This is a genomic window from Aliiroseovarius sp. F20344 (assembly GCF_023016155.1).
GTDB lineage: Bacteria > Pseudomonadota > Alphaproteobacteria > Rhodobacterales > Rhodobacteraceae > Aliiroseovarius.
On the sequence record NZ_JALKBG010000008.1, the window covers coordinates 144,966 to 169,823 of the forward strand.

Here is a 24,858-nt window from a genome sequence, read left to right on the forward strand (position 1 = left end):
GGACCCAATGGACCAACTGGATAGGATGATTTCATGAACATTCATGAATACCAGGCGAAGGCCCTTCTGAAATCCTACGGTGCCCCCGTTTCGGACGGCCGCGTAGTATTGAAAGCAGAAGATGCCAAAACCGCCGCAGGTGAACTCGACGGACCGCTTTGGGTGGTCAAAGCCCAAATTCACGCAGGCGGCCGCGGCAAGGGCTCCTTCAAGGAAGCCGACGCTGGCGAAAAAGGCGGTGTCCGCCTGACCAAATCGGTCGAGGAAGCCGCTGAAGAAGCCAAGAAAATGCTGGGCCGCACCCTTGTGACCCACCAGACCGGCCCAGCCGGCAAACAGGTGAACCGCATCTACATCGAAGCCGGTTCCGGCATCGAGCGTGAACTGTACCTTGCGCTTCTAGTAGATCGCCAAACTTCGCGCATTTCGTTCGTTTGCTCGACCGAAGGCGGCATGGATATCGAGGAAGTGGCGGAAGCGACCCCCGAAAAGATCCTGAGCTTTTCGGTTGATCCGGCAACGGGATACCAAGGTTTCCACGGCCGTCGCATCGCGTTTGCGCTGGGCCTGGAAGGTGCACAAGTCAAACAGTGCGTTGCTCTGATGGGCAAGCTCTATAAAGCCTTCACCGAGAAGGATATGGAGATGCTGGAAATCAACCCGCTGATCATCTCGGACAGCGGTGACATCAAAGTGCTGGACGCGAAAGTTGGCTTTGATGGCAACGCCATCTACCGCCACTCGGACATTGCCGAACTGCGCGACACCACCGAAGAAGACCCAAAAGAGCTGGAAGCGTCGAAATACGACCTGAACTATATCGCTCTGGACGGTGAGATCGGCTGCATGGTGAACGGTGCGGGTCTGGCGATGGCCACCATGGACATCATCAAGCTGTACGGCGCTGAACCGGCCAACTTCCTTGACGTTGGTGGTGGTGCGACCAAAGAGAAAGTCACTGAGGCCTTCAAGATCATCACCTCGGACCCCAACGTGAAGGGCATCCTTGTGAACATCTTCGGCGGTATCATGCGCTGTGACGTCATCGCCGAGGGCGTGGTTGCAGCTGTGAAAGAAGTGGGCCTGCAGGTTCCGCTGGTTGTCCGTCTGGAAGGCACCAACGTGGAAGCCGGTAAAGACATCATCAACAACTCAGACGTTGATGTGATCGCTGCCGACAACCTGTCGGACGGTGCAGAGAAAATCGTGAAAGCGGTGAAGGGCTGATGCGGAAAACCTTCGTCAAGTTTGGGTTTGCTTTGCTGTTGAGTGGTTTCATGTCGCCGTCGCTAGTGGCTGCAGAAACACCCAACGAAGCGCAAGCTCGTGCTTTGGCATTGTTTGAAAAAACATGCCTCAAGACGTTCCCGAATTTCGAGAAAGTGGGTGCAATACTTGCGAAGGAAGGCTTCGAGAAAAGCAATAGTGGCTGGGTGTCAGACAACGGTGAATTCGTTAATCCGGCCATCAAGCTTTCTGGCGGCGGTACGGCGTGCATGGTTACACGCCAAAAAACTGACGCGAAAGGCATGGCGCCAAGCCTCGCTAAAACCCTTCAACGACATAAAGTTCAGGGATTGGAAGTGAAAGCAACTAAGGGCTCCCGAGCAAGTGCGACCTTTTCCAAAGGTGGCATTGGAGCGCAAGTGGCTGTGAGCAACCTATCAAACGGCCGTTCTAAGGTCGCTTCCCTGTCAATCTTTGCTAATTAAGGAGACTACCACATGGCAGTCCTTATCGACGAAAATACCAAGGTGATCTGTCAGGGCTTTACCGGCTCTCAGGGTACCTTTCACTCGGAACAGGCGATTGCCTATGGCACCAAAATGGTCGGCGGTGTGACGCCGGGCAAAGGTGGCCAGACGCATCTGGACCTTCCGGTCTTCAACTCGGTTCACGAGGCTAAGCACGTCACTGAAGCCAACGCCTCCGTGATCTACGTGCCGCCGCCCTTCGCAGCGGACTCGATCCTTGAAGCCATCGACGCCGAGATGGAGCTGATCGTCTGCATCACCGAAGGCATTCCGGTGCTCGACATGATGCGCGTTCAGCGCGCTCTGGAAGGCACGGCGTCGCGTCTCGTAGGCCCGAACTGCCCCGGCGTGATCACTCCCGGCGCTTGTAAAATCGGCATTATGCCCGGCCACATTCACAAACGCGGCAGCGTCGGTGTTGTGTCGCGCTCGGGTACGCTGACTTATGAGGCTGTGAAACAGACCACCGATATCGGTCTGGGCCAGTCGACCGCGGTTGGCATCGGTGGTGACCCCATCAAGGGCACCGAGCACATCGACGTTTTGGACATGTTCCTAGACGACGACGAGACCCAATCGATCATCATGATCGGTGAGATCGGTGGCTCGGCAGAAGAAGAAGCTGCTGAATTCCTGGCCGAACAGAAGAAGAAAGGCCGCTGGAAGCCGGTCGCGGGCTTCATCGCTGGCCGTACGGCACCTCCGGGCCGCCGCATGGGCCACGCTGGTGCCATCGTTGCCGGTGGTAAAGGCGGTGCCGAAGACAAGATCGAAGCCATGCGCGCTGCTGGCATTGTGGTGGCAGACAGCCCCGCAACGCTGGGCGAGGCCGTGCTGGAAGCGATCGGTAAGTAATCATCTGGGGCCCGTTCATTCGGGCCCCAACTCCCAAAGGAACGAAATGACTCCTGCTAAAGCGATAAAGATGGGCTTTTCCAAATGCTTTTCATTCTCAGGCAGCGCCTCGAGAACTGAGTTTTGGTGGTTCGCAGCCGTACTGGCCTTTCCATTCGTGCTTTCAGTATTGGGGGTTTTTTCGGGGTTGAACAGTTCGTTCTATTTCCTGAAAAGCTTCACGGAATCTTTTTGGATGTTCTCTCCAATTCCTATGCTCTTTGGTGTTTCGTGTGCAATCCGTAGGAACAAAGATGCGGGTGTAACAGTAGTGCTCACGATCATTACCGCATTGGCTTTCTTTGGCGGCTATTGGGGCATCTTTGCCTTTTCCGCTATTGAGCAGTTTAGCCACCAGCGTATGAGTATTGGGTGGATCTTTATATTCCCTTGGTTGGGAACTAGCCTTGTACTCGCAATCCCAACAATTGTGCTCTGGGCTTTGCCAACATCAAAAAACAATGAGCCACTGGGTCCCAACCCTCATGAGGTGTTATCATGAATGACCAATCCCCGAACGACATTTTCCACGCATCCAGCTTTATGCAAGGCCATAACGCAGAATATCTGGAGCAACTTTATGCCCAGTATGTGAAGGATCCCAACGCGGTTGACGCTGCGTGGCATGCGTTTTTCGCAGAGCTTGGGGATGACGCCCGCGACGTAACCGCCGAGGCCGCTGGCCCCAGCTGGGCGCGCGGTGACTGGCCTCCGATGCCGGAAGGTGATCGGGTGCATGCTTTGGACGGTCAATGGCCGGAAGCCCCTGCCGAAGAAGGCAAGGCGGCGGCCAAGAAGATCGAGGCAAAGGCCGCCGAGAAGGGCGTGACCCTGTCCGACGATCAGGTCAAACGCGCCGTTCTGGATTCGATCCGGGCGCTGATGATCATCCGGGCCTACCGTATTCGTGGCCACTTGGCTGCAGACCTTGATCCGCTGGGCATGCAGGAACCTACACCGCATCCCGAGCTGGATCCCGCGTCCTATGGCTTCTCGGAAGCTGACATGGATCGCCCGATCTTTATCGATAATGTGCTGGGGCTCGAGGTTGCCTCGATCCGTCAGATCCTTGAGATCGTGAAGCGCACCTATTGTGGCACCTTCGCGCTGCAATACATGCATATCTCGAACCCGGAAGAAGCGGGTTGGCTGAAAGAGCGTATCGAAGGCTTCGACAAGGAAATCCGCTTCACTCAGGAAGGCCGTAAGGCAATCCTGAACAAGCTGGTCGAGGCTGAGGGCTTTGAGAAATTCCTGCACGTCAAATACATGGGCACCAAGCGTTTCGGCCTTGATGGCGGCGAAGCGCTGATCCCGGCGATGGAACAGATCATCAAGCGCGGCGGACAGCTGGGCCTGAAAGACGTTGTGATCGGCATGCCGCACCGTGGCCGTCTGTCGGTTCTAGCCAACGTTATGCAGAAACCTTACCGCGCCATCTTCAACGAATTTCAAGGCGGCAGCTTCAAACCCGAAGAAGTCGACGGTTCGGGCGATGTGAAATACCACCTTGGTGCATCGTCGGACCGCGAGTTTGATGACAACAAGGTCCACCTGTCGCTCACCGCGAACCCCTCGCACCTTGAGGCGGTGAACCCGGTGGTTCTGGGCAAGGTGCGCGCCAAGCAAGAACAGATGAACGACGTGAACCGCGATCAGGTTCTGCCGATCCTTCTGCACGGCGACGCGGCTTTTGCCGGTCAGGGTGTCGTGGCCGAAGGTTTCGGCCTGTCGGGGCTGGTCGGTCACAAAACCGGTGGCACAATGCATATCGTTGTGAACAACCAGATCGGTTTTACCACTGCGCCGCACTTCAGCCGTTCGTCGCCCTATCCGACGGATATTGCTCTGATGGTGGAAGCCCCGATCTTCCACGTGAACGGTGACGACCCCGAGGCCGTGGTGCATGCCGCCCGCGTGGCTACCGAATTCCGCCAGAAATTCCACAAAGACGTGGTTCTGGACATCTTCTGCTATCGCCGGTTTGGTCACAACGAAGGCGACGAGCCGATGTTCACTAACCCGCTGATGTACAAAAACATCAAGAAGCATAAGACAACGCTTCAGCTGTACACAGAACGTTTGGTTAAAGACGGCCTGATCCCCGAAGGCGAAATCGAGGATATGAAGGCATCGTTCCAAGCGCGCATGAACGACGAGTTTGAGGCTGGGAAAGACTACAAGCCCAACAAGGCCGACTGGCTGGACGGGCGCTGGTCGCATCTGGACACCAACAGTGATGAATATCAGCGCGGCAAGACCGAGATCTCGACCGAGACGTTCAACGAGGTTGGCAAAGCACTGTCCACCGCACCGGACAATTTCCCGATGCACAAGACCGTTGGCCGTCTTTTGGACACCAAAGCCAAGATGTTTGAAAAAGGCACCGGTTTTGACTGGGCAACCGCAGAAGCATTGGCGTTCGGCTCGCTTCTGACCGAAGGCTTCCCGGTGCGTCTGGCCGGTCAGGACTGTACGCGCGGCACGTTCTCGCAGCGCCACTCTGGCCTGATCAACCAGGAAAACGAAGAGCGCTACTATCCGCTGAACAACATCCGCGAAGGTCAGGCCCATTACGAGGTCATCGACTCGATGCTGTCGGAATACGCGGTGCTGGGTTTTGAATATGGCTATTCGCTGGCCGAACCCAACGCGTTGGTTATGTGGGAAGCTCAGTTCGGCGACTTCGCCAACGGCGCGCAGATCATGTTCGACCAGTTCATCTCATCGGGTGAATCGAAATGGCTGCGTATGTCCGGCCTGACCGTTCTTCTGCCGCATGGCTTTGAGGGGCAAGGACCGGAACACAGCTCGGCCCGTCTGGAGCGTTTCCTGCAAATGTGTGGTGGCGACAACTGGATCGTGGCGAACTGCTCGACCCCGGCGAACTATTTCCACATCCTGCGCCGTCAGCTGCATCGCGGCTATCGTAAACCGCTGATCCTGATGACACCGAAATCGCTTCTGCGCCACAAGCTGTGCGTATCGGACGCCAAGGACTTCACCGAAGGTTCCAGCTTCCACCGCGTATTGTGGGATGATGGTGATCGTGACAACGGCACGGGTCGGTCCGAGGCGAAGCTGGTGAAAGACGACAAGATCAAGCGCGTCGTCATGTGTTCGGGCAAGGTTTACTATGACCTGCTGGAAGAGCGTGACAAGCGCGGCATCACGGATGTCTACATCCTGCGCCTCGAGCAATTCTATCCCTTCCCGGCCATGTCCTGCGTTAAGGAATTGGAACGCTTCAAACAGGCGGAAATCGTCTGGTGTCAGGAAGAACCGAAAAACCAAGGGTCCTGGACCTTTGTAGAACCAAACATTGAATGGGTGCTGACCCGCATCGGCGCGAAACACACGCGTCCGATCTATGCCGGTCGCCCCGCTGCTGCCTCGCCTGCGACAGGCTTGGCATCTGCACATAAAGCACAACAAGAGGCGCTGGTGGATGCCGCGCTGACCATGGAAGGGAAATAAGCCATGAGCATTGAAGTACGTGTCCCCACGCTGGGCGAAAGCGTGACCGAAGCCACGGTCGCAACATGGTTCAAGAAACCCGGCGACGCTGTTGCCGTTGACGAAATGCTCTGCGAGCTGGAAACCGACAAGGTCACCGTCGAGGTGCCGTCCCCTGCCGCTGGCGTGATGGGCGAGATCGTCGCCGCCGAAGGTGAAACTGTTGGCGTTGATGCACTGCTGGCCATGATTGGCGAAGGCGAGGGTGCAGCCCCAGCTCCTGCCGCTAAAGCCGCCCCTGCTGCTGCCCCGGCTGGCGACGCGGGTCAGGCCGTCGACGTGATGGTACCCGCGCTGGGCGAAAGTGTATCTGAAGCCACCGTTTCAAGCTGGTTCAAACAGGTGGGTGACGCCGTTGCACAGGACGAGATGCTGTGCGAGCTGGAAACCGACAAAGTGTCGGTCGAAGTGCCAGCCCCTGCCGCTGGTGTATTGGCTGAGATTCTGGCCCCCGAAGGCACCACTGTAGACGCCACGGCCAAGCTAGCGGTTCTCTCGTCGGGTGGGGCTGTTGCGGCTGCGCCTGCTGCGGCCCCCGCTGCTGCGGCTGCCCCTGCGGCGGCTGGCAAGGATGTGGAAGACGCGCCCTCGGCCAAAAAAGCCATGGCGGAAGCTGGCCTGAACCCCGCCGACGTGCAGGGCACTGGTCGTGATGGCCGCGTGATGAAGCACGACGTTGCTGCCGCCTTGGCCGCACCGAAAGCTGCCGCGCCTGCAGCAGCCCCGGCTGCCCCGCGCGCTGCTGGCGATCCCGCCCGCGAAGAGCGTGTGAAGATGACACGTCTGCGTCAGACCATCGCGCGCCGTCTGAAAGACAGCCAGAACACAGCCGCCATGCTGACCACCTATAACGAGGTGGACATGACCGAGACGATGGCTCTGCGCAAAGAGTACAAAGACCTGTTCGAGAAAAAACACGGCGTCCGTCTGGGCTTCATGTCGTTCTTCACCAAGGCTTGCTGCCACGCGCTGAAAGAAGTGCCGGAAGTGAACGCCGAAATCGATGGCACCGACATCGTTTACAAGAACTTCGTAAACATGGGTATCGCCGCCGGTACGCCCACCGGTCTGGTTGTTCCGGTGATCAACGACGCCGACAGCATGTCCTTCGCCGAGATCGAAAAAGCGATTGCCGAGAAAGGACGCCGCGCCCGTGACGGAAAGCTCAGCATGGAAGAAATGCAGGGCGGCACCTTCACCATCTCAAACGGTGGTGTCTATGGCTCGCTGATGTCCTCGCCGATCCTGAACCCGCCGCAGTCGGGTATCCTTGGCATGCACAAGATCCAAGACCGTCCGATGGCGATCAACGGAGAGGTCGTCATCCGCCCGATGATGTATCTGGCGCTGAGCTATGACCACCGCATCGTCGACGGCAAAGGCGCCGTGACCTTCCTTGTGCGCGTGAAAGAAGCACTGGAAGATCCGCGTCGCCTGTTGATGGATCTGTAATGAACCTTGGCGCGCTCGACACTTTCCTGACTGATCAGGCAGAAGTTCGAGCGCGCCAGCTTCCCGGTTCTGGCAAATGCAAGAACACTGCGACCTGCCCGCAAATGCGCGCTGCAGTCGTTAATCACAGAGGGGGTTTCTGATCATGGCAACACATGTACTCTGGCAAGCTGATGTGGCGGATTTCGACGCGTGGTATACCGTCTTCAAAAGAGACCGGTTCAACCGCAAAGCCGTCGGCCTCAAAACGCTCCACGTCTGGCGTGACCCCGACAAAGACAACCACGCTGTGGCGCTTTTCCAGGTCCTTGATCTTGAACGGGCCCGCGCGTTCTTCGATTCTGAAGAACTGGCTATGCATATGGAGCGTGATGGCGTGATCAATGTGAATGTGAAGCTGCTGACACCAGTTTAAGGGGCGAACCGAAGCGGTTGTCAGCATCAATTCGAATACGCAAGTTGCGCAGAAACGGCAGTCGGCCAGCGCATGGCGAAGAAAGAAGGAAAGAGTGATATGGCAGACTATGACGTAATCGTAATCGGCGGTGGCCCAGGTGGCTATGTTTGCGCCATTCGTTGTGCTCAGCTGGGCCTGAAAACCGCTTGTGTTGAAGGGCGCGAGACGCTGGGCGGCACCTGCCTGAACGTAGGCTGTATTCCTTCCAAAGCGCTGCTGCATGCCTCGCACAGCCTGCATGAGGCAGAGCATAACTTCGCCAAGATGGGCCTGAAGGGCAAAAGCCCCTCGGTCGATTGGAAAGAGATGCTGGCCTATAAGGACGACGTCATTGGTCAGAACACCAAGGGCATCGAGTTCCTGTTCAAGAAGAACAAAGTTGATTGGCTGAAAGGTTGGGGTTCGATCCCCGCGGCCGGTCAGGTCAAGGTTGGTGACGAAGTGCACAACGCCAAGCACATCGTGATCGCCTCTGGCTCGGAACCCTCAAGCCTGCCGGGTGTTGAGGTGGACGAGAAAGTCGTCGTGACCTCGACCGGCGCGCTTGAGCTGCCGAAAATCCCGCGCAAGATGATCGTCATCGGCGCGGGGGTGATTGGGCTGGAAATGGGCTCGGTCTATGCACGTCTTGGGTCGGAAGTGACCGTGGTTGAATTCCTCGACGAGATCACGCCGGGAATGGACAAAGACATTCAGAAGACCTTCCAACGCACGCTGAAAAAGCAGGGCCTGAACTTCATCATGGGCGCAGCGGTTCAGAAGGTCGACGCCAAGAAGACCAAGGCGAACGTGAGCTACAAGTTACGCAAGGATGACAGCGAGCATGTGATCGACGCCGACGTGGTGCTGGTTGCCACCGGTCGTCGTCCGTTCGTGGATGGTCTGGGTCTGGAAGCCGCGGGCGTGAAGATGACCGAGCGTGGTCAGATCGCCACCGACCACTGGAAAACCTCGGTTCCCGGCATCTGGGCGATTGGCGACGTGACCGAAGGACCGATGCTGGCGCACAAGGCTGAAGACGAGGGCATGGCCGCTGCTGAAAGCATCGCCGGTCAGGCGGGCCACGTGAACTATGATGTGATCCCCGGCGTGATCTACACCTCGCCCGAAGTCGCATCGGTTGGTAAGACTGAACAAGAGCTGAAAGAAGCTGGTGTTGATTATAAGGTCGGAAAGTTCAGCTTCATGGGCAATGGCCGAGCTAAAGCCGTGTTCCAAGGCGACGGTTTCGTGAAGATCTTGGCCGACAAGGCCACCGACCGCGTGCTGGGCGTCCACATCATGGGTCCAGCGGCTGGAGACCTAATCCACGAGGCTTGCGTGCTGATGGAATATGGCGGATCGGCTGAAGATCTGGCGCGCACCTGCCATGCCCACCCAACGTTCTCGGAAGCGGTACGTGAGGCAGCTTTGGCCTGCGGAGACGGCGCGATCCACGCGTAAAAAAGTGCCCGAAACTACCTAAGAAAGCGCCCTTTGCGGGGCGCTTTTTTTCTTTCCGACTAAAATAATCAGAAAAGTGATCCTGAAGTGTGACGCCTGCGTACCTATATTAGGGAAATCAATCATCACAGGAAAATCACATGAAAAAAGTCTTAGGTCTTGATCCAACTCTTGCAGCAGGGATTGCGCTTGCCTTAGCTGCGTTGGCTGGGCTTGTCTTCGAAAACACACCAAGTTTGCAGCCGATCTATGACTCGATGCTGACAACAAAAGCAACTTGGGCAATCGGAGAGCTTGCAGTCTCAAAACCACTGATCCTTTGGATCAATGACGGGCTTATGGCGGTGTTTTTCCTGCTTGTCGCACTCGAGATCAAACGAGAGATCAAAGAGGGCAGCCTTTCAAGTTGGCAACAGGCTTCACTGCCCGTTTACGGCGCAATTGGCGGCATCACCGTGCCCGCTTTGGTATTCCTTGGGATTGTGGGAATAGACAGTTTCGAGGCAAAAGGCTGGGCCATTCCCGCTGCGACCGACATTGCCTTTGCGCTTGGTGTTTTGAGTCTTTTTGGTGATCGCGTGCCTGCGCACCTGAAGACCTTTCTTCTGACATTGGCCGTGGTCGATGACCTTGCAGCGATCGTGATCATCGCACTGTTCTATACGTCGAATTTGTCGATCTTTGCGCTGTCAATTGCGGCGCTCTGTCTTAGCGCTTTGGTGGTCATGAACCAGCGTGGCGTGTTCAACCTGACAGCTTACCTTCTGGTGGGGTTCGTACTGTGGTTGGCTGTCCTGAAATCAGGAGTGCACGCGACCTTGGCGGGCGTTGCGCTGGGCTTTGCGATTCCTCTGGCTCCAAACGCGAAGGGCAAATCCCTTGCCAAAGGGCTAGAGCATGACCTGCATCCGATCGTAAGTTTTGCAATCCTGCCGCTTTTTGCGTTTGGCAATGCAGGCGTGCCGTTGGCCGGACTTTCCTTGGAAACACTCACTGCGCCTCTGACCTTGGCGGTTGCTTTGGGGCTGTTCTTTGGCAATCAGATTGGCATCTTGGGAATGGTATACTTGGCAGAACGCACCGGTCTTTCAAAACGTGCGGATGGGGTGACCTGGCCGATGGTGTATGGGCTTGCCTGTCTTGCAGGGATTGGCTTTACCATGTCGCTGTTTATCGGTGGGCTTGCGTTTGACACGCTCGAGCAGCAAAACATGGTGCGCTTAGGAGTTCTGAGTGGCTCTTTGATGTCCGCGCTCTACGGCTCGTTTGTGTTGCTCGGCGCGACTAGGGCGTCTGCTACCCAACCAGCATCTTGAGGCCCTGAGTAACATCTGTACGCACGGCGAGCCTGAGTGCGGGCTCGTCTCCCGCGGCAAGGGCCGACAGGATCATGCGGTGGTGTCGTTGCAGGTCCGACCGCTGGCCTTTGGCGTAAAGCGCCCGCATGGTGGGACCAAGCTGCAGCCACACGGTTTCAGCCATGGCGAGGATCGCTGGGGCTTGAGCACGCAGGTAGATGGTGCGGTGGAACTCCAAATTTGTGCGCAGGTAACCACTGGCATCCTGATTGGCGACACATTCCGACACACGTGCATTTATCGCGCGTAGGCGGTCGATCAGGGTCATGTGGGCGCGGGGAAGGGCGCGGGCAGCCAATTCGGGTTCTAGCAGAGCCCGAAGCGCGGCCAGTTCCTCAATTCGTTCGGCAGACAGGTCAGGCGCCGTGACCCGGCCAGAGCTTGACAAGGTGAGCGCCCCTTCCGCTGCAAGCCGTCGTACAGCTTCGCGGGCAGGGGTCATCGAGACATCGTATTCCGCACCGATGCCGCGAATGGTCAGGCTTTCACCGGGATCCAGTTCCCCATGCATGATCCGGGCGCGCAGGTGGCGATAAACCCTCTCATGGGCGCTGGTACTGTCAGGGGATTGACGGGTCTGGGTCTGCATATCCCAATTGTGATCACAAAATCACTGGAGGTCAATATCACTAGGAATCAATCGCGAAAGCGAAAGCGGTGAAGGGCGGTGCCGTGGTCCTTTAGCCACTTCCGCGGCGTCTCGTAGTTCGGAAAGATCGCACCTACCTGTGCCCAAAACGCGGGCGAATGGTCCATATGCACCAGATGTGACACCTCATGGGCTGCAACATAGTTCAGCACCTCAGGCGGAGCCATGACAAGACGCCATGAATAGCTAAGATTGCCACGTGAGCTGCACGATCCCCAGCGGGACCGCGTGTCACGCAGGGTAATGCGCCCATAGGGCCGCCCAACCATCTCTGCATAATGATCACTGGCAGCAACAAGGGCTGCGCGTGCGTTTTCCTTCAGGAACGCCTCTAACCGGATGACGTCGTGCTTCGGAGACTGCGGTGGCAAAAGCAACCTGCCTGGATAAACCTCGACGACCCGCGCCTGTCCACGCACCAGCGACAGCTCAACGCCGCGAAATGGCAAGCTAGATCCGATCTGCGGCACCTCAGAGGGGGCGGTTTGCGCAAGATGCCCTCGGATCCATTCAAGGCGCTCTTGGGCGAACCGCATGACCTCATCCTGATTGGAACCAACGGGCGCGGTCAGTGTTACGCGTCCGTCCAGCCTTGAGACCCGCAAAGATAGTCTTCGAGCGCGGTTCGAAACCCGAAGTTCAATTGTGACCGGGTCCGGATTGCCCAGTTTCAGCGTCGAATTCTCAGTCAGTCGTTGGCGCGATTTGTTAAAGAACATGCCCTTCATTGCGGCCTGAATGCCGCCAAGGTCAACCCTTCAATGCAAAAGGCTTTGACACCCCTGCATCATTGTGGCAGTTGCCTGAAATCTCAGACGAGTCAGTATGAACGGAAAGGGTTTCAAATGCCCAAAGCTGAATGGGGCGTCAAACGTGTCTGCCCAACGACTGGAAAACGCTTTTACGATCTGAACGCCGATCCGGTGGTCAGCCCTTATTCGGGTGAAGTCGTGAACGTGGAGACTGGTAAAGGGTCGCGCACGATGGTTGCCGACAAAGAAGACAAAGCTGTCATGAAGGACGATCTGGTCGATGACGCAGATGCGGTTCTGGAAGATGACGACGCATCCGATGTCGACCTGGGCGATGACGTTCTGGACGATGATGACGATGAAGAAGTGTCGCTGGACGAGATCGCCGATATGCCGGCGAACGACGACGACTAAACGTCAAATAATTTTGTGCAAAGGCGCATTTTGAGGGTTGATCCCCTTGGCGCCTTTGCATAAATACCGCGCACGGACAGCGAATGCGCTGTGTCGCATGGGGCCTTAGCTCAGTTGGTAGAGCGCTTGCATGGCATGCAAGAGGTCAGCGGTTCGACCCCGCTAGGCTCCACCAAATCTCTTTCCCAGATTTGATAATGGTTTGAACCGGTTACGCGGTGTTCGTCTACCTTTCGTGTGTTGTGTCACAATTTTACATGCAGTCCTGTGTCACCTTATGTCACTCGCTCCGTGATGAGAGATGTGAGGAAAGCCCCATAAGCTGACATCGGAAGGACCAAGGATTTCATGTTCGAGGGGTGGCAATGCCCTCAATAGGCTTTCGGCCACCTCTAGAACGGTACCGGTAATCTCCGTGAGTATTTATGGGCGGTTGCTGATTTCTTGTGAAGAGGTTGGAGCTTCATAGACGCCAAGCAAGAGGTCAGTGATTGCTGCGGAAGAGTATTGTTAGGACAATCACTGCTCACATTGCTGCCAATGTATGTTCCAGTCCGTTGCGAATGTGATCTTCCAGCAATCGCTTGGCTGCGTTTGCATCCCGCGCCAGCGCGGCGTCAAACATTGCCTTATGCTCGACCACTGCATCTTCGCCGCGATACGTCAGAACCAGCATCTGATAGCGCAGATATTTATCGTAGAGCGTCGAGTGGAGCGATAACAGGTTCTTAGAGTTACAGGCCTCGATCATGGCCAGATGGAATTCCCAGTCATAGCGTTTCCACATCTCTTTTTCAGAGTAATCCCCCGACAGCATACGCTGTTCAATCAGGTGCAGTTTGTGGTGGGCAGCAACCAGATTGCCTTCCCAGTCCGTGTCGCCGTTCTTGATCGACTGTTCCAAAGCGTGACATTCCAAAAGGACACGAAGCTCGGTGATTTCGATCAGATCTTCTTGAGAGACGGGGGTAACAAAGAAGCCGCGTTGTTCGGGTGCTTCGACAAATCCTTCGCTGGCGAGACGGTTCAGGGTTTCGCGCAGTGTCGATGAGCTGGCCGAGTAGCGCTGCTTCAGCGCCTCAAGCTTCAGTTTCGCACCCGGATTCAATTCGCCGAAAATGATGTCGTGTTTAATGCGCTGGTAGGTGCTCGATCCGACAGTGGCGAATTGTTTGTTCATTTTTTTGTCCGGTTTTTTCTGTATTTCCATAATAGATACCATTTTGAAGATATAGCTACAATAACTCAATAAATCCGTTAAAACAAAAAATATCTGACATTATTGCAAATCGCGCGAGCGGCGCCTAGGGTGAGGTGAAGACGCCGGCGACTCGGCCTAATCAATGAAATTTAAGGCGCGTCTGCGCCTCTAGGGGGGACTGTCCCGGTGGAGACTGTTCAAATTGCAATCGCTGGGGTGGGCTTGGTTGGCCGACGTCACGCGGATGCCATCAATCAACTGAAGCACGTAACCCTGTCCGGGGTGGTGGATCCCAGCGTTGAAGGACGCGACTTCGCGCACGACCGGGGGGTTCCCTGTTTTGACACGCTGGAAGAACTGTTTGCAGCGCAAAAGCCGGATGGGCTGGTCCTGGCAACCCCCACATTGCTTCACGTCGAGCAGGGACTCGAAGCTGTGCGACACGACTGTCCGGTTTTGATTGAGAAGCCCTTGGCGACCTCTGCCAGCGCGGCGCGGACGCTTGTTGATCAAGCGGAAGCCAATGAAGTTCCTATTCTCGTCGGTCACCATCGGCGTCACAACCCGCTGATCCGTAAAGCGCACGAAGTTGTCTCGGTGGGTGGGATCGGCGACGTACGCGCTGTGCATGTCAATTGCTGGTTCTACAAGCCTGACCACTATTTCGATGAGGCGCCGTGGCGCAAGCAGGCCGGAGCCGGGCCAATTTCGGTAAATCTGGCACATGATGTGGATTTGATCCGGCATCTGTGCGGCGAGGTTCAAAGCGTGCAGGCGCAGTCTGCGCCTTCAATGCGTGGGTTCGAGAACGAGGACGTTGCCGCTGCGGTCTTGCGGTTCGAGAATGGTGCGATCGGCACCATCACGGTGTCCGACAGTATCGTCGCGCCCTGGAGTTGGGAGCTGACGTCGAACGAATACCCGATTTACCCGCCGACTCCTGAGAGCTGCTATATGATTGGCGGCGCGCATGGATCGTTGTCGGTTCCCGATCTGCGCCTGTGGACACACCAAGATGGAAAGCGCGACTGGTGGACGCCGATCTCGGCGACGACGCTGATCCGCGAAGCGTCGGATCCGCTAGTCAACCAGATGCACCATTTCGCCGATGTCATCGCTGGACGGGCTGAACCCCTGGTGTCCGGGCGCGAGGGATTGCGCACGTTGAAAGTGCTGGAAGCCATTCAGCTGGCCTGCAAAACTGGTAAAATTGTCGATATTCACCCAGGTCAAGATATTGAAACTGAAGGGGAATATGTGGCTGTAGGATAAAATATCAGATATTTTGCAAAAAATATTGCAAAATATCCAAAATCAGGCAAAGCTTATCATCGAGCTGATCAATGCGATATTCAGGGAGGAAAATCATGATCACCAAACTTACACGCCGCGCGGCGATTTCTGCCATCGTGGCAGCGGGCGTTGTCGCTGGCACGTCGGGTGCCAGCTTAGCGGCTGACAAAATTCAACTACGTCTTGCAACATCAGGTTCGGAAACGGACCAGCGTTCCGTTGCTATGGCCGAAGTCTTTGGCCCGAAGGTTGCAGACTTTGCGGACTATCAACCCAGCTATAACGGCACCATCTTTGCGCAGGGCACCGAACTTGACGCGATTTCGCGCGGAAACCTTGAGATGTCGATCGCCTCGGCACAGGAACTGGCACAGTTCTTCCCCGAGTTCTCGATCTTCGCGACCGGTTATGTCCATCAGGATGCTGCCCACCAGGTTGCCGTCTTCAATGACCCGCTGATGGATCCGTTCAAAGCGAAGGTGGAAGACGAGCTTGGCGTCAAGCTGCTGTCCGTCATGTATCTGGGGCGCCGTCAGGTGAACTTGCGTCAGTCGAAAGACGAGCTGACCGTCATGAAGCCAGAAGATCTGGCCGGTGTGAACCTGCGTATGCCGGGCACGGATGCTTGGCAGTTCCTGGGAGCTGCGCTTGGTGCCGCTCCGACACCTATGGCATTCTCGGAAGTCTATACTGGTCTGTCGACCGGCGCCGTTGACGGCCAAGACAACCCGCTGCCAACCGTTGTGGACAAAAAGTTCTACGAGGTGACCAAGCAGATCGTTCTGACGTCGCACCTTGTTGACCTGAACTACATCGCGATGTCGAAAGCTGTTTGGGATGGTCTGTCGGCCGACCAACAGGCCACAGTTCAGAAAGCAGCCGATGCTGCTGCCGAAAGCGGCCGCCAGAAGCAGCTTGAGCTGGAAGGCAGTCTTGTGTCCTTCTTGGAAGAGCAAGGCATGTCGGTTTACGAGCCCGATCTGGAAGCCTTCCGTACACACGTACAGGCACAGTATGTTGGATCCGAGTTCGCTGCCAGCTGGCCTGAAGGCGTGCTTGAGAAAATCAACGCGCTGGGCAACTAAACCAACCTGACAAGAGGGAGAACGACCATGGAGAAAGCCTTCAAGTGGTTCTCCCGTCTTGCAGAAGCGATTGCCGGCGGCATGCTGGCGGCAATCTTCCTGACCTTTCTTTTACAGATCGCACTTAGATACCTGTTCACGCCCGCCGGATGGACGTTGGAATTGATTGGTATCCTGTGGGTCTGGGTGATCTTCTTCAGCTGCGCTTTCGTGGTGCGCGAACAAGATCAGGTGAAATTCGACATCATCTATCTCTCGGTCAGCAGACCGGTTCGTCGTGTCTTTGCGCTTATCTCGGCCGTCGCATTGGTTGTTGGGATGCTCTACACGCTTCTTCCGACATTGGACTACATCGACTGGATGAAAATCCGGAAGACCTCGACGGTGCGTAACCCATTCACGGGCAACAAAATCCCGCTGCGCGATGTCTTCTCGATCTACGGCGTCTTTATCGTTGCAATCGCCGTACGCTACGCATGGCTGTTCTTCGATATCCTTCGTAACGGCCCCCCGAAAACCGAACTTGAGCTGGCCGTTGAAGAACTTCACGAAGCCGAAGCAGCTGAGACTTCCGAAGAGGACACAAACAAATGAGCTTTGAGCTGATTTCCCTTCTTGTCACCCTCTTCTTTTTGGCGGGGATTGGCACACCGATCGGCTACTCGATCTTGCTGGCCTCTGTCGTCTATTTGGGCGTCGCTGGGCTCGATGTTGCCTTGGCAGGCGAGAAAATCCTGCAGGGGTTCTATCGCAGCACCATTCTGTTGGCCGTGCCGCTGTTCATTGTGGCCGCCAATATCATGAATGCCGGGTCGATCACTGACCGACTTCTGAATTTCTGTGTGGCAGCAGTTGGACGCTTTAAAGGTGGCCTTGGACACGTGAATGTTGTCGCGTCACTTATCTTTTCGGGTATGTCTGGGTCCGCGGTCGCGGATGCTGCAGGTATCGGCAAAATCATCATTGAGATGATGACCAAAGGCGACCGTTACCCGCGCGGATATGCGGCCGCGATCACTGCCGCCACGGCCACGATTGGCCCGATTATTCCGCCTTCGATCCCAATGGTGCTGTATGCTCTTGTCTCCAAGGCATCTATCGGGTCGCTGTTTTTGGCTGGTATCTTGCCGGGCCTGATAATGGGCGCGGTGCTGATGGGCATAAACGGCTATTTGGCACGCAAGCGTGACTTCGCGCTGGAAGAGCCGGTTCCGCTGAGCGAACTGCCGCGGAAAACCGCAAACGCCTTCCCCGCGCTTCTAATGCCCGCCATTCTGCTTTACGGCATTTACGGAGGCGTCACCACGCCAACCGAAGCTGCCGCTGTTGCTGCATTCTATGCGCTGATGCTGGCCTTCATGTTCTACCGCGCCATTTCACTGGGCAAGCTCTATCAGGTGTTTGTTGATAGCGCCCGGTCGTCAGCCTCGGTCGGGATCGTCATCGGCGGCGCGTTCATCCTGAACTTCATTGTGATCCAAGAACAGATTCCACAGGCGATCTCGTCCATGCTGGAAGGATCGGACATCAGCCCGATCATGTTCTTGATCATGGTAAATGTTCTGATCTTGGCGCTTGGCTGTGTTTTGGACGCGACCACGATTATTCTGGTGATCGTCCCGCTGTTCATCCCAACTTGCGAGGCTTTAGGCATCGACCTTGTTCACTTTGGTGTTCTGGTTGTGGTGAACTCGATGATTGGTTTGATTACGCCGCCCTATGGGATCCTGCTCTTTGTGATCAACGCAGTCACCGACATCCCGTTGCGCGAAATCATTTCTGAAATCTGGGCCTTCCTGATTGTGTTGGTTCTGGCGCTTATCGCGATGATGCTGCTGCCCGATATGATCCTGTGGCTGCCGAGGCTCTTTGGATACCAAGGCTAATGTCTCTTGCAATCTCGACAACGTCGATCCCCGGTGACCTGGAAGAAAAACTCTCAGTCATCGCGGAGGCTGGCTTTACCGCTGTGGAATTGCACGAGCCGGATTTCACCGGGTTCCATGGATCCGCCGAAGACGTTGCGCAGATGGCGCAGGGGCTTGGCCTGTCGATCAACCTACTAAAACCCTTCAACGAACTTGAAGGTTGGGAGGGCGAAGAGCGTACCCGAGCCTTTGATCGGCTCGAGCGTAAGTTTGACCTGATGGACGCGCTCGGGACTGACTTGCTGCTGATTGGTGCGTCTAGCCCTGACGTGCCGTTGGATCGGGCACTGCAAGACCTTTCAGAAGCTGCGGACAGGGCAAAGGCACGCGGGATGCGTCTGGCCTATCTTGCGCTGCCTTGGGCGGGGTCGATCCAGACCGATGCACAAGCCTTGGAATTGGTGGAACAAATCAACAGCCCTAATCTCGGCCTCGCCTTGAATAGCTATTTTTCACTCGCAGACGGGGCGAAACCGGCCCAGTTGCGGGACCTGCCGGGCGAACGAGTGTTCCATGTGCAGCTTTCGGACGCGCCGCGCACGCAGGGGGCCATTCGCAGCCTGAAGCGGCATTTCGGAATGCTTCCCGGTCTAGGATCTTTAAATCTTGCTGGCTTCGTTAAAGTACTGGCGCGCAGTGGTTACACCGGCGCGTGGTCGGTCGCGCGCGTCAACGAACGCAGCCCGCGTCCCGGCGGGCGCACGTTGGCGCAAGATGGCTATCGGGCGCTTGTGAACCTACTTGATGAGGTGTCCCGCAGCGATCCCGATCTGACATTCGACATCCCCGATCTTCCGCCGCGTGTTTACACCTCGGGGTTTGAGTTTATCGAGTTTGCGGCGGATACCACGAGCGGCAAGGAACTGACCGATCTGCTGTCGTCCATGTGCTTTCGCATGGAACGCAAACACGTCTCGAAATCGGTCGAGCTTTGGCGGCAGGGCGCGATTAATATCGTCGTAAATACCGAAAAAGATGGCTTCGCGCATTCGGCTTTCATTGGTCACGGCCCGTCGGTCTGTGACATGGGGCTGCGGGTGAAAGACGCCGACCAAACCGTGGCCCGCGCCACCGCACTAGGCACACCCGAATTCTCACAACCGGTGGGCGCAGGTGAGTTGGACATTCCAGCGATCCGCGGCGTTGGTGGTAACGTCGTGCATTTCATTGACGAAAAATCCGATCTGCATCGCGTTTGGGATATCGAGTTTCAACCGGTTGCTAAAACAGAAGCGACGCAACCTGCCGGCCTGCGCCGTATCGACCACGTCGCGCAGACCATGCGTTATGAAGAGATGCAAAGCTGGCTGCTATACTACACCTCGACATTCGAGATGGCGAAATCGCCAATTGTTGATGTCGCCGACCCGGCCGGCGTGGTGCACAGCCAAGCCATTGAGAGCCCGGAAGGCGAGGTGCGCCTGAACCTGAACGGGGCCGAGGGGCATCGCACTTTCGCAGCCTCGTTCCTTGCTGACAAATTCGGGGCAGGGGTGCAGCATATCGCTTTCCTGAGCGATGATATCTTTGAAACGTCCACACAGCTTGCTGCACATGGCTTCCCGCGATTGGAAATCTCGCCCAACTATTACGATGATCTGCAAGCACAGTTTGGCTTGGACGGCGACCTGATTGCGCGCTTGCGCACGGGGAACATCCTGTACGACCAGCAAGGTAAAACGGCCTACTTCCAAATCTACAGCCAGCCGATCTTTCAAGGCTTCTTCTTCGAGATCGTCCAGCGCACCCGCAGCTATGCGGGCTATGGTGCACGCAACGCGTCTGCCCGTCTGGCCGCACAGATGAAACACCAACGACCAGCAGGGATACCGCGCACATGAAAGCTGCGTTAATTGGACAGAACATCGCGGGGTCTCTGACACCGGACATGCACACGGCCGAGGCGAAAGCTCATGGCTTTGCATATGAATATCGCCGGTTTGATACCGCAAAAGCGCCGTTCAACGGGATATCACTGGACAACATGCTACGACAAGCCGAGGCCGAAGGCATGGCGGGCGTAAACGTGACACATCCGTTCAAGGTGGACGCAGTTGGGTTGTTGCACGACCTTTCCGAGACTGCACAGGCGCTTGGCGCCGTGAACACAGTCCTGTTCGAAGATGGCCGCTGGATTGGCCACAACACCGACTATGTCGGGTTTCGCTCGGCGTTGCGTGGCGAGATGCCGATGGCCTCGATTGCGAAGGTTCTGTTGGTTGGGGCAGGGGGCGCGGGTGGTGCGGTTGCGCTTGCGTTGATCGATCAAGGCTGCGGTACGCTGTGTGTGACCGACATGTCCACTGACCGCGCCGAAGCCCTTGTGGCACGACTGAAAGCAGCACGCCCGCGGGCGCAGGTTCAGGTCGCGCGTAACTTTGAAAGTGCCGATCCCACGAGCCTGAGCGGCGCGGTCAATGCGACCCCTGTCGGGATGGATGCACATCCGGGCATGGCCTTTGACCCCGACCGTCTTGCCCCCGCCTGTTGGGTCGCCGACATTATCTATTTCCCGCGCCAGACCGAGCTGCTGAAACGCGCGGCGTTGCGTCGGCTGCGGACGATGGACGGGGCAGGCATGGCGATCTTTCAGGCCGCCGCTGCCTTTCATTTGCTGACTGGGAAGACCGCTTCGCCCGAACGCATGACCAAACACTTCAGACATCTTGTGTCTCAGGAACGGAGGGAAATGGCATGACCAGTGACCGTTCAGATGCAGATGCCATCCGCCATTGGTGGCGTACATCGATTATCGACATGGAACCGGGCAAAATCGAATTTCGAGGCCATCCAATTCAGGACCTGATCGGCAATGTGTCTTTTCCGCAGATGATCTGGTTGATGGTGCGTGGTGACATGCCAAGCGCTGACGAAGCTGCCCTGTTTGAGGCCGCTTTGGTTGCCGGCGTGGACCACGGGCCGCAAGCGCCCTCGATCGCCGCTGCGCGTATGGCAGCGACCTGTGGTGTTGGGCTGAACAATGCGATGGCGACAGCTGTTAACATGCTTGGTGATGTGCATGGCGGTGCGGGTGAGCAATGCGCCGAGCTTTACTATGACATCTCGGACAAGTTGCGCGTGGGGCAGGGATTGAACGACGCTGTTGCCAGCGGCTTGGACGACTGGCGCGCGCAATACGGCAAGATCGTCTCGGGCTTCGGTCACAGGTTTCACAAGCCGGTCGATCCCCGTGCACCTCGGCTGATGCAATTGGTGCGCGAGGCTGCTGCCAAGGGCACAGTGTCCGGGCGGTTCGCCGATATTGGCGAAGAGGTGCAAGCCGAGCTTGGCCGCCAGCGTGGCGGGCGCCCGATCGCGATGAACATCGACGGCGCGACTGCAGTGATCTTCTGCGAACTTGGCTTCCCTGCACCACTGTCGCGCGGGTTGTTCTGTTTGTCCCGATCCGTCGGCGTGCTGTCCCATGCCTGGGAGCAAATGAACCAGGGTGGTCGGAACAAAGGTCCGATGCCGCCCAGCTATCTACCACTTTATGAAGCGAAAGAAGATGACCGGTGACGCACCGAAAACCTTCCGGGTCGGCCTTGTTGGATGTGGCCGTATAAGTGACATCTATCTGACTACACTTGCGAAATTTTCAGAGGTCGAGGTCGAGGTCGAGGTCGTGGCCTGCGCCAGCCTTGATCTGAAGGAGAGCCGGGCAAAGGCGGCGAAGCATGGGATCGCACGCGCCTGCTCGGTGGAGGAGGTAATCGCTGATCCCCAGATCGATTGCATCCTCAACCTGACCACTCCGGCAGCCCATGCCGACATCACGCGGCGGGCGCTTTTGGCGGGCAAGCATGTCTACTCGGAGAAACCCTTCGTGACGGACATGGACGACGGGCGCGAGCTGTTGGCCTTGGCCAAGGCGCGCGGGCTGAAACTAGGCAACGCGCCGGATACGTTTCTGGGTGGGCGTTGGCAAACCGTGCGGCGCCTGATCGATGAGGGAGCGATTGGTCGTCCGACCGGGGTATTTGCCCATGTGGGTACGCATGGCACGGAACGGCACCACCCGAACCCGGATTTTTACTATCAGGCAGGGGGCGGTCCGCTTTTAGACCTTGGGCCCTACTATCTGACCGCGATGGTATTTTGCCTTGGCCCCATCGCGCGAGTGGCGGGCATGGCAAACCGCGCCTTTGACCGCCGCCAGATCGAAAACGGCCCCCGGAATGGGGAATGGATGGAGGTTGAGGTCGACACCCATTCGCTCAGCTTGATCGAGTTCGAAACCGGCGCGATTGGGTCCATGACGATGAGTTTCGATATCTGGGACAGTGAAACCCCGCGGTTCGAAATCTATGGAGAGGATGGCGTGATCTCGATCCCCGATCCCGATCCGGTTCATGGGGCGAATGATTTCCACGGCCCGGTCTGGCTGCGCACGCGCGAGACCTCGCGCTGGTCGCACCAACCTCGGCCCACCGGGCGAGAAGGCTGGCAAGTGGTCGAAAACCACCACGGCTTCAACGAAAACAGCCGGGGTCTGGGTCTGCTCGATCTGGCTTTGGCGGTGCGCGAGGACCGTCCTGTGCGGGCAAGTGGAGCACTGTCCTTCCATGTGTTCGAGGTGATGGACGCCATCGCCCGCGCGCCCCACGAAGGGCTTTACCAGAGTATCGCCAGCACGTGCCCAGTGCCCGAACCGCTGCCCGAAACCTTCCCCGCCAGTGAAGCCATTCAGACAAAAGAGGCCGCAAATGCCCATTGAAACCGTCACCATCGCCGAACCGTTTTTCGGCATGCGCCACGTCACGGACGAGGCCCAGTATGAGGTCACCGACCGCGCGATTGTTGTGAATGTCGCCGACCGCACCGTTCGCATCGAAGAACAAACCCTGGCGCCGCTTCAATCGGCGATATTCTCCAATGTCACTTTGCGCGATGTAGACCGCGCCATCGTGGTGGACAGGTTCGACGCACATACGGATGACGCCGCCCTTTGTGCGGACGTGCGTCAGGTGTGGCCGTCTGCGTTTGAAGTGCGCGGGGAAGATCGGTTGCGTGGGGTAGAGCACTACATGTCGCCCAAGGTCTTCGTCGGCAACATCGGCCTGACCATGTATCATTCGGCCTCGGTGCCGCTGAATGTCGGCCTACACAAGGACCACCCGTTTTGCCCGGTTCCGGGCTTTCGCGAGGTTCACACCCAGATCGTTGGATTCGGCAAGATGCAGCAATGCCGCGAACGCGATCCCGCCACGCTGTATTTGGAAGAATCAATGGCGCCAGGCATGACCCATCGTCCGATGTATGACGACCAAGGTAATTATCCTTGGCACCAATATGAAACGACCACGCCCAGCATCTTTATGGCGCTGGAAATCCTGCCCGAGGGGGCAGAGATCCCGAAACTGGGAGGATAAAATGACCGACAAGCTTCTGCCTGAAAACTTGGATTTCAATGAGCCATTCCCGGCCCTGTCGCGCCGCTTGCGACTTGGTGTTGTTGGCGGGGGGCGCATCTCGGCCACGCAGGCCACCGCAGCACGGATGACCGACCGTTGGGAGGTCGTCGCGGGGGCGCTGTCCTCGGATCCCGATCGCGCGAAGGAGCGCGGGGCGGAATGGTTCATGGATCCTGATCGTTGCTATGCGTCTTTCGCGGACATGGCACAGGCCGAAGCCGCACGGACAGATGGCGTCGACGCGGTGATGATCACCACGCCGAACAATCTGCATTTCCCTGCCGCCAAGGCCTTTCTGGACGCGGGCATTGACGTGATTTGCGACAAGCCCCTGACCAACGAGGTGGACGAGGCCTCGGCGCTGATCGACCTGACCGCGCAATCCGGGCAAGTGTTCGGCGTTGGCTACGTCATGTCCTGTTTCCCGATGATCCGTCAGGCCCGCGAGATCGTGGCCGAGGGGCGTATTGGCAACATCAACCAGATCCATGTGGAGTTCCTGCAGGACTGGATGACTCCTGATGACGCGGCCGACGCGCCGCATGTGCAATGGCGGCTCGACCCGAAGATCTCGGGTCCGACAAGTTGCGTGGGTGATATCGGCACCCACGCGGCCCATCTGGCGAGCTTTGCCTCCGGTCTGGAAATGACCAATTTGCGTGCTGAGTTCCACGTCTGCGGAGCGCCGAAACCGCTTGAAGACACGGCTTTCATGTTCACACGTTTTCAGGGGGACGTGCCGGGCACGCTGATGGCGACCCGTCTTGCGCCGGGCAATCGCGGCGGATTGAGGCTGCGCGTCTATGGGTCCGAGGGTGGTCTGGAATGGGATCTGGAGAATTCCGAGCAGCTGAAATTCTATCGCTTCGGCGAGCCGGATCGCGTGATCAGCCGGGGACATGGCCATGGGGTCAGCGCGGCCACCGAACGTCTTGTCCGCACCGCGCGCGGCTTCCCCGAAGGGATCATCGAGGCTTGGGCCAATCTCTATACCGAGTTCGCCATGGCCGTGGCGGCACGGCGCGATGGGGTGGCGCTGCCCGAGGGTTGGCTAGGCTTCCCAAAAGTGGCCGAAGGAGCAGCCGGAGTGCAGTTCATCGCGGCCTCGGTGCGATCAAATGAGCAAGGTGGGGCGTGGGTCGCGATCTGACCTAAACCGGGCGGGGGGTTCGGGCCTGAAATCAGCAATTGATATTTTAAAAAATATCAGATATTTTAGATTGCGTAGGATAAACCTGCGACTCGCTG

23 protein-coding genes and 1 tRNA gene are annotated in these 24,858 nt (G+C 57.2%); 21 read left to right on the top strand and 3 right to left on the bottom strand.

What is annotated here, in order from left to right; all coding sequences use genetic code 11:
• Positions 1-33: 33 nt before the first annotated feature.
• The 9 genes from sucC to nhaA all read left to right on the top strand — a co-directional run bounded on the left by sucC (position 34) and on the right by nhaA (position 10,832).
• Complete coding sequence (sucC, locus tag MWU55_RS09870) at positions 34-1,227, top strand: ADP-forming succinate--CoA ligase subunit beta (protein ID WP_246935905.1); 1,194 nt, start codon at positions 34-36, stop codon at positions 1,225-1,227.
• The gene (locus MWU55_RS09875; RefSeq protein WP_246935907.1) at positions 1,227-1,712 is read left to right on the top strand and encodes a hypothetical protein; all 486 of its coding nucleotides are present in this window, start codon (positions 1,227-1,229) and stop codon (positions 1,710-1,712) included. The genes sucC and MWU55_RS09875 overlap by 1 nt, the downstream gene beginning before the upstream one ends.
• A 12-nt stretch (positions 1,713-1,724) precedes the next feature.
• Positions 1,725-2,609 (top strand): succinate--CoA ligase subunit alpha, encoded by an 885-nt coding sequence (gene sucD, locus MWU55_RS09880; protein ID WP_246935909.1) that lies wholly within the window; start codon positions 1,725-1,727, stop codon positions 2,607-2,609.
• Between the two features lie 46 nt (positions 2,610-2,655).
• Complete coding sequence (locus MWU55_RS09885) at positions 2,656-3,150, top strand: DUF805 domain-containing protein (RefSeq protein ID WP_246935911.1); 495 nt, start codon at positions 2,656-2,658, stop codon at positions 3,148-3,150.
• A complete protein-coding gene (locus MWU55_RS09890; protein WP_246935912.1) occupies positions 3,147-6,125 on the top strand; it encodes a 2-oxoglutarate dehydrogenase E1 component in 2,979 nt (992 codons plus the stop codon). Before MWU55_RS09885 ends, MWU55_RS09890 begins: the two co-directional genes overlap by 4 nt.
• 3 nt (positions 6,126-6,128) lie before the next feature.
• Entirely contained in the window at positions 6,129-7,616 is a 1,488-nt protein-coding gene (odhB, locus tag MWU55_RS09895; protein ID WP_246935914.1) for a 2-oxoglutarate dehydrogenase complex dihydrolipoyllysine-residue succinyltransferase, read from the top strand.
• Between the two features lie 145 nt (positions 7,617-7,761).
• Entirely contained in the window at positions 7,762-8,031 is a 270-nt protein-coding gene (locus MWU55_RS09900) for a hypothetical protein (RefSeq protein WP_246935916.1), read from the top strand.
• Positions 8,032-8,130: 99 nt separating this feature from the next.
• Entirely contained in the window at positions 8,131-9,516 is a 1,386-nt protein-coding gene (gene lpdA, locus MWU55_RS09905) for a dihydrolipoyl dehydrogenase (protein ID WP_246935918.1), read from the top strand.
• A gap of 140 nt (positions 9,517-9,656) precedes the next feature.
• Positions 9,657-10,832, top strand: coding sequence for a Na+/H+ antiporter NhaA (gene nhaA, locus MWU55_RS09910; RefSeq protein WP_246935923.1), 1,176 nt, complete (start codon positions 9,657-9,659; stop codon positions 10,830-10,832).
• Here nhaA and MWU55_RS09915 read toward each other — a convergent pair.
• Together MWU55_RS09915 and MWU55_RS09920 are read right to left on the bottom strand one after the other, a co-directional pair.
• Entirely contained in the window at positions 10,813-11,463 is a 651-nt protein-coding gene (locus MWU55_RS09915) for a GntR family transcriptional regulator (protein ID WP_246935925.1), read from the bottom strand. The genes nhaA and MWU55_RS09915 overlap by 20 nt on opposite strands.
• Before the next feature lie 47 nt (positions 11,464-11,510).
• Entirely contained in the window at positions 11,511-12,242 is a 732-nt protein-coding gene (locus MWU55_RS09920) for a SprT family zinc-dependent metalloprotease (RefSeq protein ID WP_246935926.1), read from the bottom strand.
• Between the two features lie 126 nt (positions 12,243-12,368).
• Between MWU55_RS09920 and MWU55_RS09925 the strand changes: the two genes are divergently transcribed.
• Positions 12,369-12,689, top strand: a complete 321-nt coding sequence (locus tag MWU55_RS09925; RefSeq protein ID WP_246935928.1) for a TIGR02300 family protein — start codon at positions 12,369-12,371, stop codon at positions 12,687-12,689.
• Between the two features lie 99 nt (positions 12,690-12,788).
• Positions 12,789-12,864: transfer RNA gene (locus tag MWU55_RS09930), tRNA-Ala, on the top strand.
• 351 nt (positions 12,865-13,215) lie between these two features.
• Here MWU55_RS09930 and MWU55_RS09935 read toward each other — a convergent pair.
• Positions 13,216-13,869, bottom strand: a complete 654-nt coding sequence (locus MWU55_RS09935) for a GntR family transcriptional regulator (protein ID WP_246935930.1) — start codon at positions 13,867-13,869, stop codon at positions 13,216-13,218.
• A 207-nt stretch (positions 13,870-14,076) separates the two neighbouring features.
• Between MWU55_RS09935 and MWU55_RS09940 the strand changes: the two genes are divergently transcribed.
• The 10 genes from MWU55_RS09940 to MWU55_RS09985 all read left to right on the top strand — a co-directional run bounded on the left by MWU55_RS09940 (position 14,077) and on the right by MWU55_RS09985 (position 24,760).
• Positions 14,077-15,162 carry a Gfo/Idh/MocA family oxidoreductase gene (locus MWU55_RS09940; protein ID WP_246935931.1) on the top strand — a complete coding sequence of 362 codons (1,086 nt, stop codon included), beginning with the start codon at positions 14,077-14,079 and terminating at the stop codon, positions 15,160-15,162.
• 95 nt (positions 15,163-15,257) lie between these two features.
• Positions 15,258-16,268: a TRAP transporter substrate-binding protein DctP gene (dctP, locus tag MWU55_RS09945; protein ID WP_246935932.1), complete on the top strand. Its 1,011-nt coding sequence runs from the start codon at positions 15,258-15,260 to the stop codon at positions 16,266-16,268.
• A 27-nt stretch (positions 16,269-16,295) separates the two neighbouring features.
• Positions 16,296-16,862 carry a TRAP transporter small permease subunit gene (locus MWU55_RS09950; protein WP_246935934.1) on the top strand — a complete coding sequence of 189 codons (567 nt, stop codon included), beginning with the start codon at positions 16,296-16,298 and terminating at the stop codon, positions 16,860-16,862.
• A complete protein-coding gene (locus tag MWU55_RS09955) occupies positions 16,859-18,154 on the top strand; it encodes a TRAP transporter large permease (RefSeq protein WP_246935936.1) in 1,296 nt (431 codons plus the stop codon). The genes MWU55_RS09950 and MWU55_RS09955 overlap by 4 nt, the downstream gene beginning before the upstream one ends.
• Complete coding sequence (locus MWU55_RS09960; protein ID WP_246935938.1) at positions 18,154-20,037, top strand: sugar phosphate isomerase/epimerase and 4-hydroxyphenylpyruvate domain-containing protein; 1,884 nt, start codon at positions 18,154-18,156, stop codon at positions 20,035-20,037. Before MWU55_RS09955 ends, MWU55_RS09960 begins: the two co-directional genes overlap by 1 nt.
• A complete protein-coding gene (locus MWU55_RS09965; protein ID WP_246935940.1) occupies positions 20,034-20,894 on the top strand; it encodes a shikimate dehydrogenase in 861 nt (286 codons plus the stop codon). The genes MWU55_RS09960 and MWU55_RS09965 overlap by 4 nt, the downstream gene beginning before the upstream one ends.
• Positions 20,891-21,715 carry a citryl-CoA lyase gene (locus MWU55_RS09970; RefSeq protein ID WP_246935941.1) on the top strand — a complete coding sequence of 275 codons (825 nt, stop codon included), beginning with the start codon at positions 20,891-20,893 and terminating at the stop codon, positions 21,713-21,715. Before MWU55_RS09965 ends, MWU55_RS09970 begins: the two co-directional genes overlap by 4 nt.
• On the top strand, positions 21,705-22,913 hold the full coding sequence (locus MWU55_RS09975) for a Gfo/Idh/MocA family oxidoreductase (protein WP_246935943.1): 1,209 nt from the start codon (positions 21,705-21,707) through the stop codon (positions 22,911-22,913). Before MWU55_RS09970 ends, MWU55_RS09975 begins: the two co-directional genes overlap by 11 nt.
• Entirely contained in the window at positions 22,903-23,568 is a 666-nt protein-coding gene (locus MWU55_RS09980) for a hypothetical protein (RefSeq protein WP_246935945.1), read from the top strand. Before MWU55_RS09975 ends, MWU55_RS09980 begins: the two co-directional genes overlap by 11 nt.
• Position 23,569: 1 nt before the next feature.
• Positions 23,570-24,760: a Gfo/Idh/MocA family oxidoreductase gene (locus MWU55_RS09985; RefSeq protein ID WP_246935953.1), complete on the top strand. Its 1,191-nt coding sequence runs from the start codon at positions 23,570-23,572 to the stop codon at positions 24,758-24,760.
• The last annotated feature ends 98 nt before the right edge of the window (positions 24,761-24,858 follow it).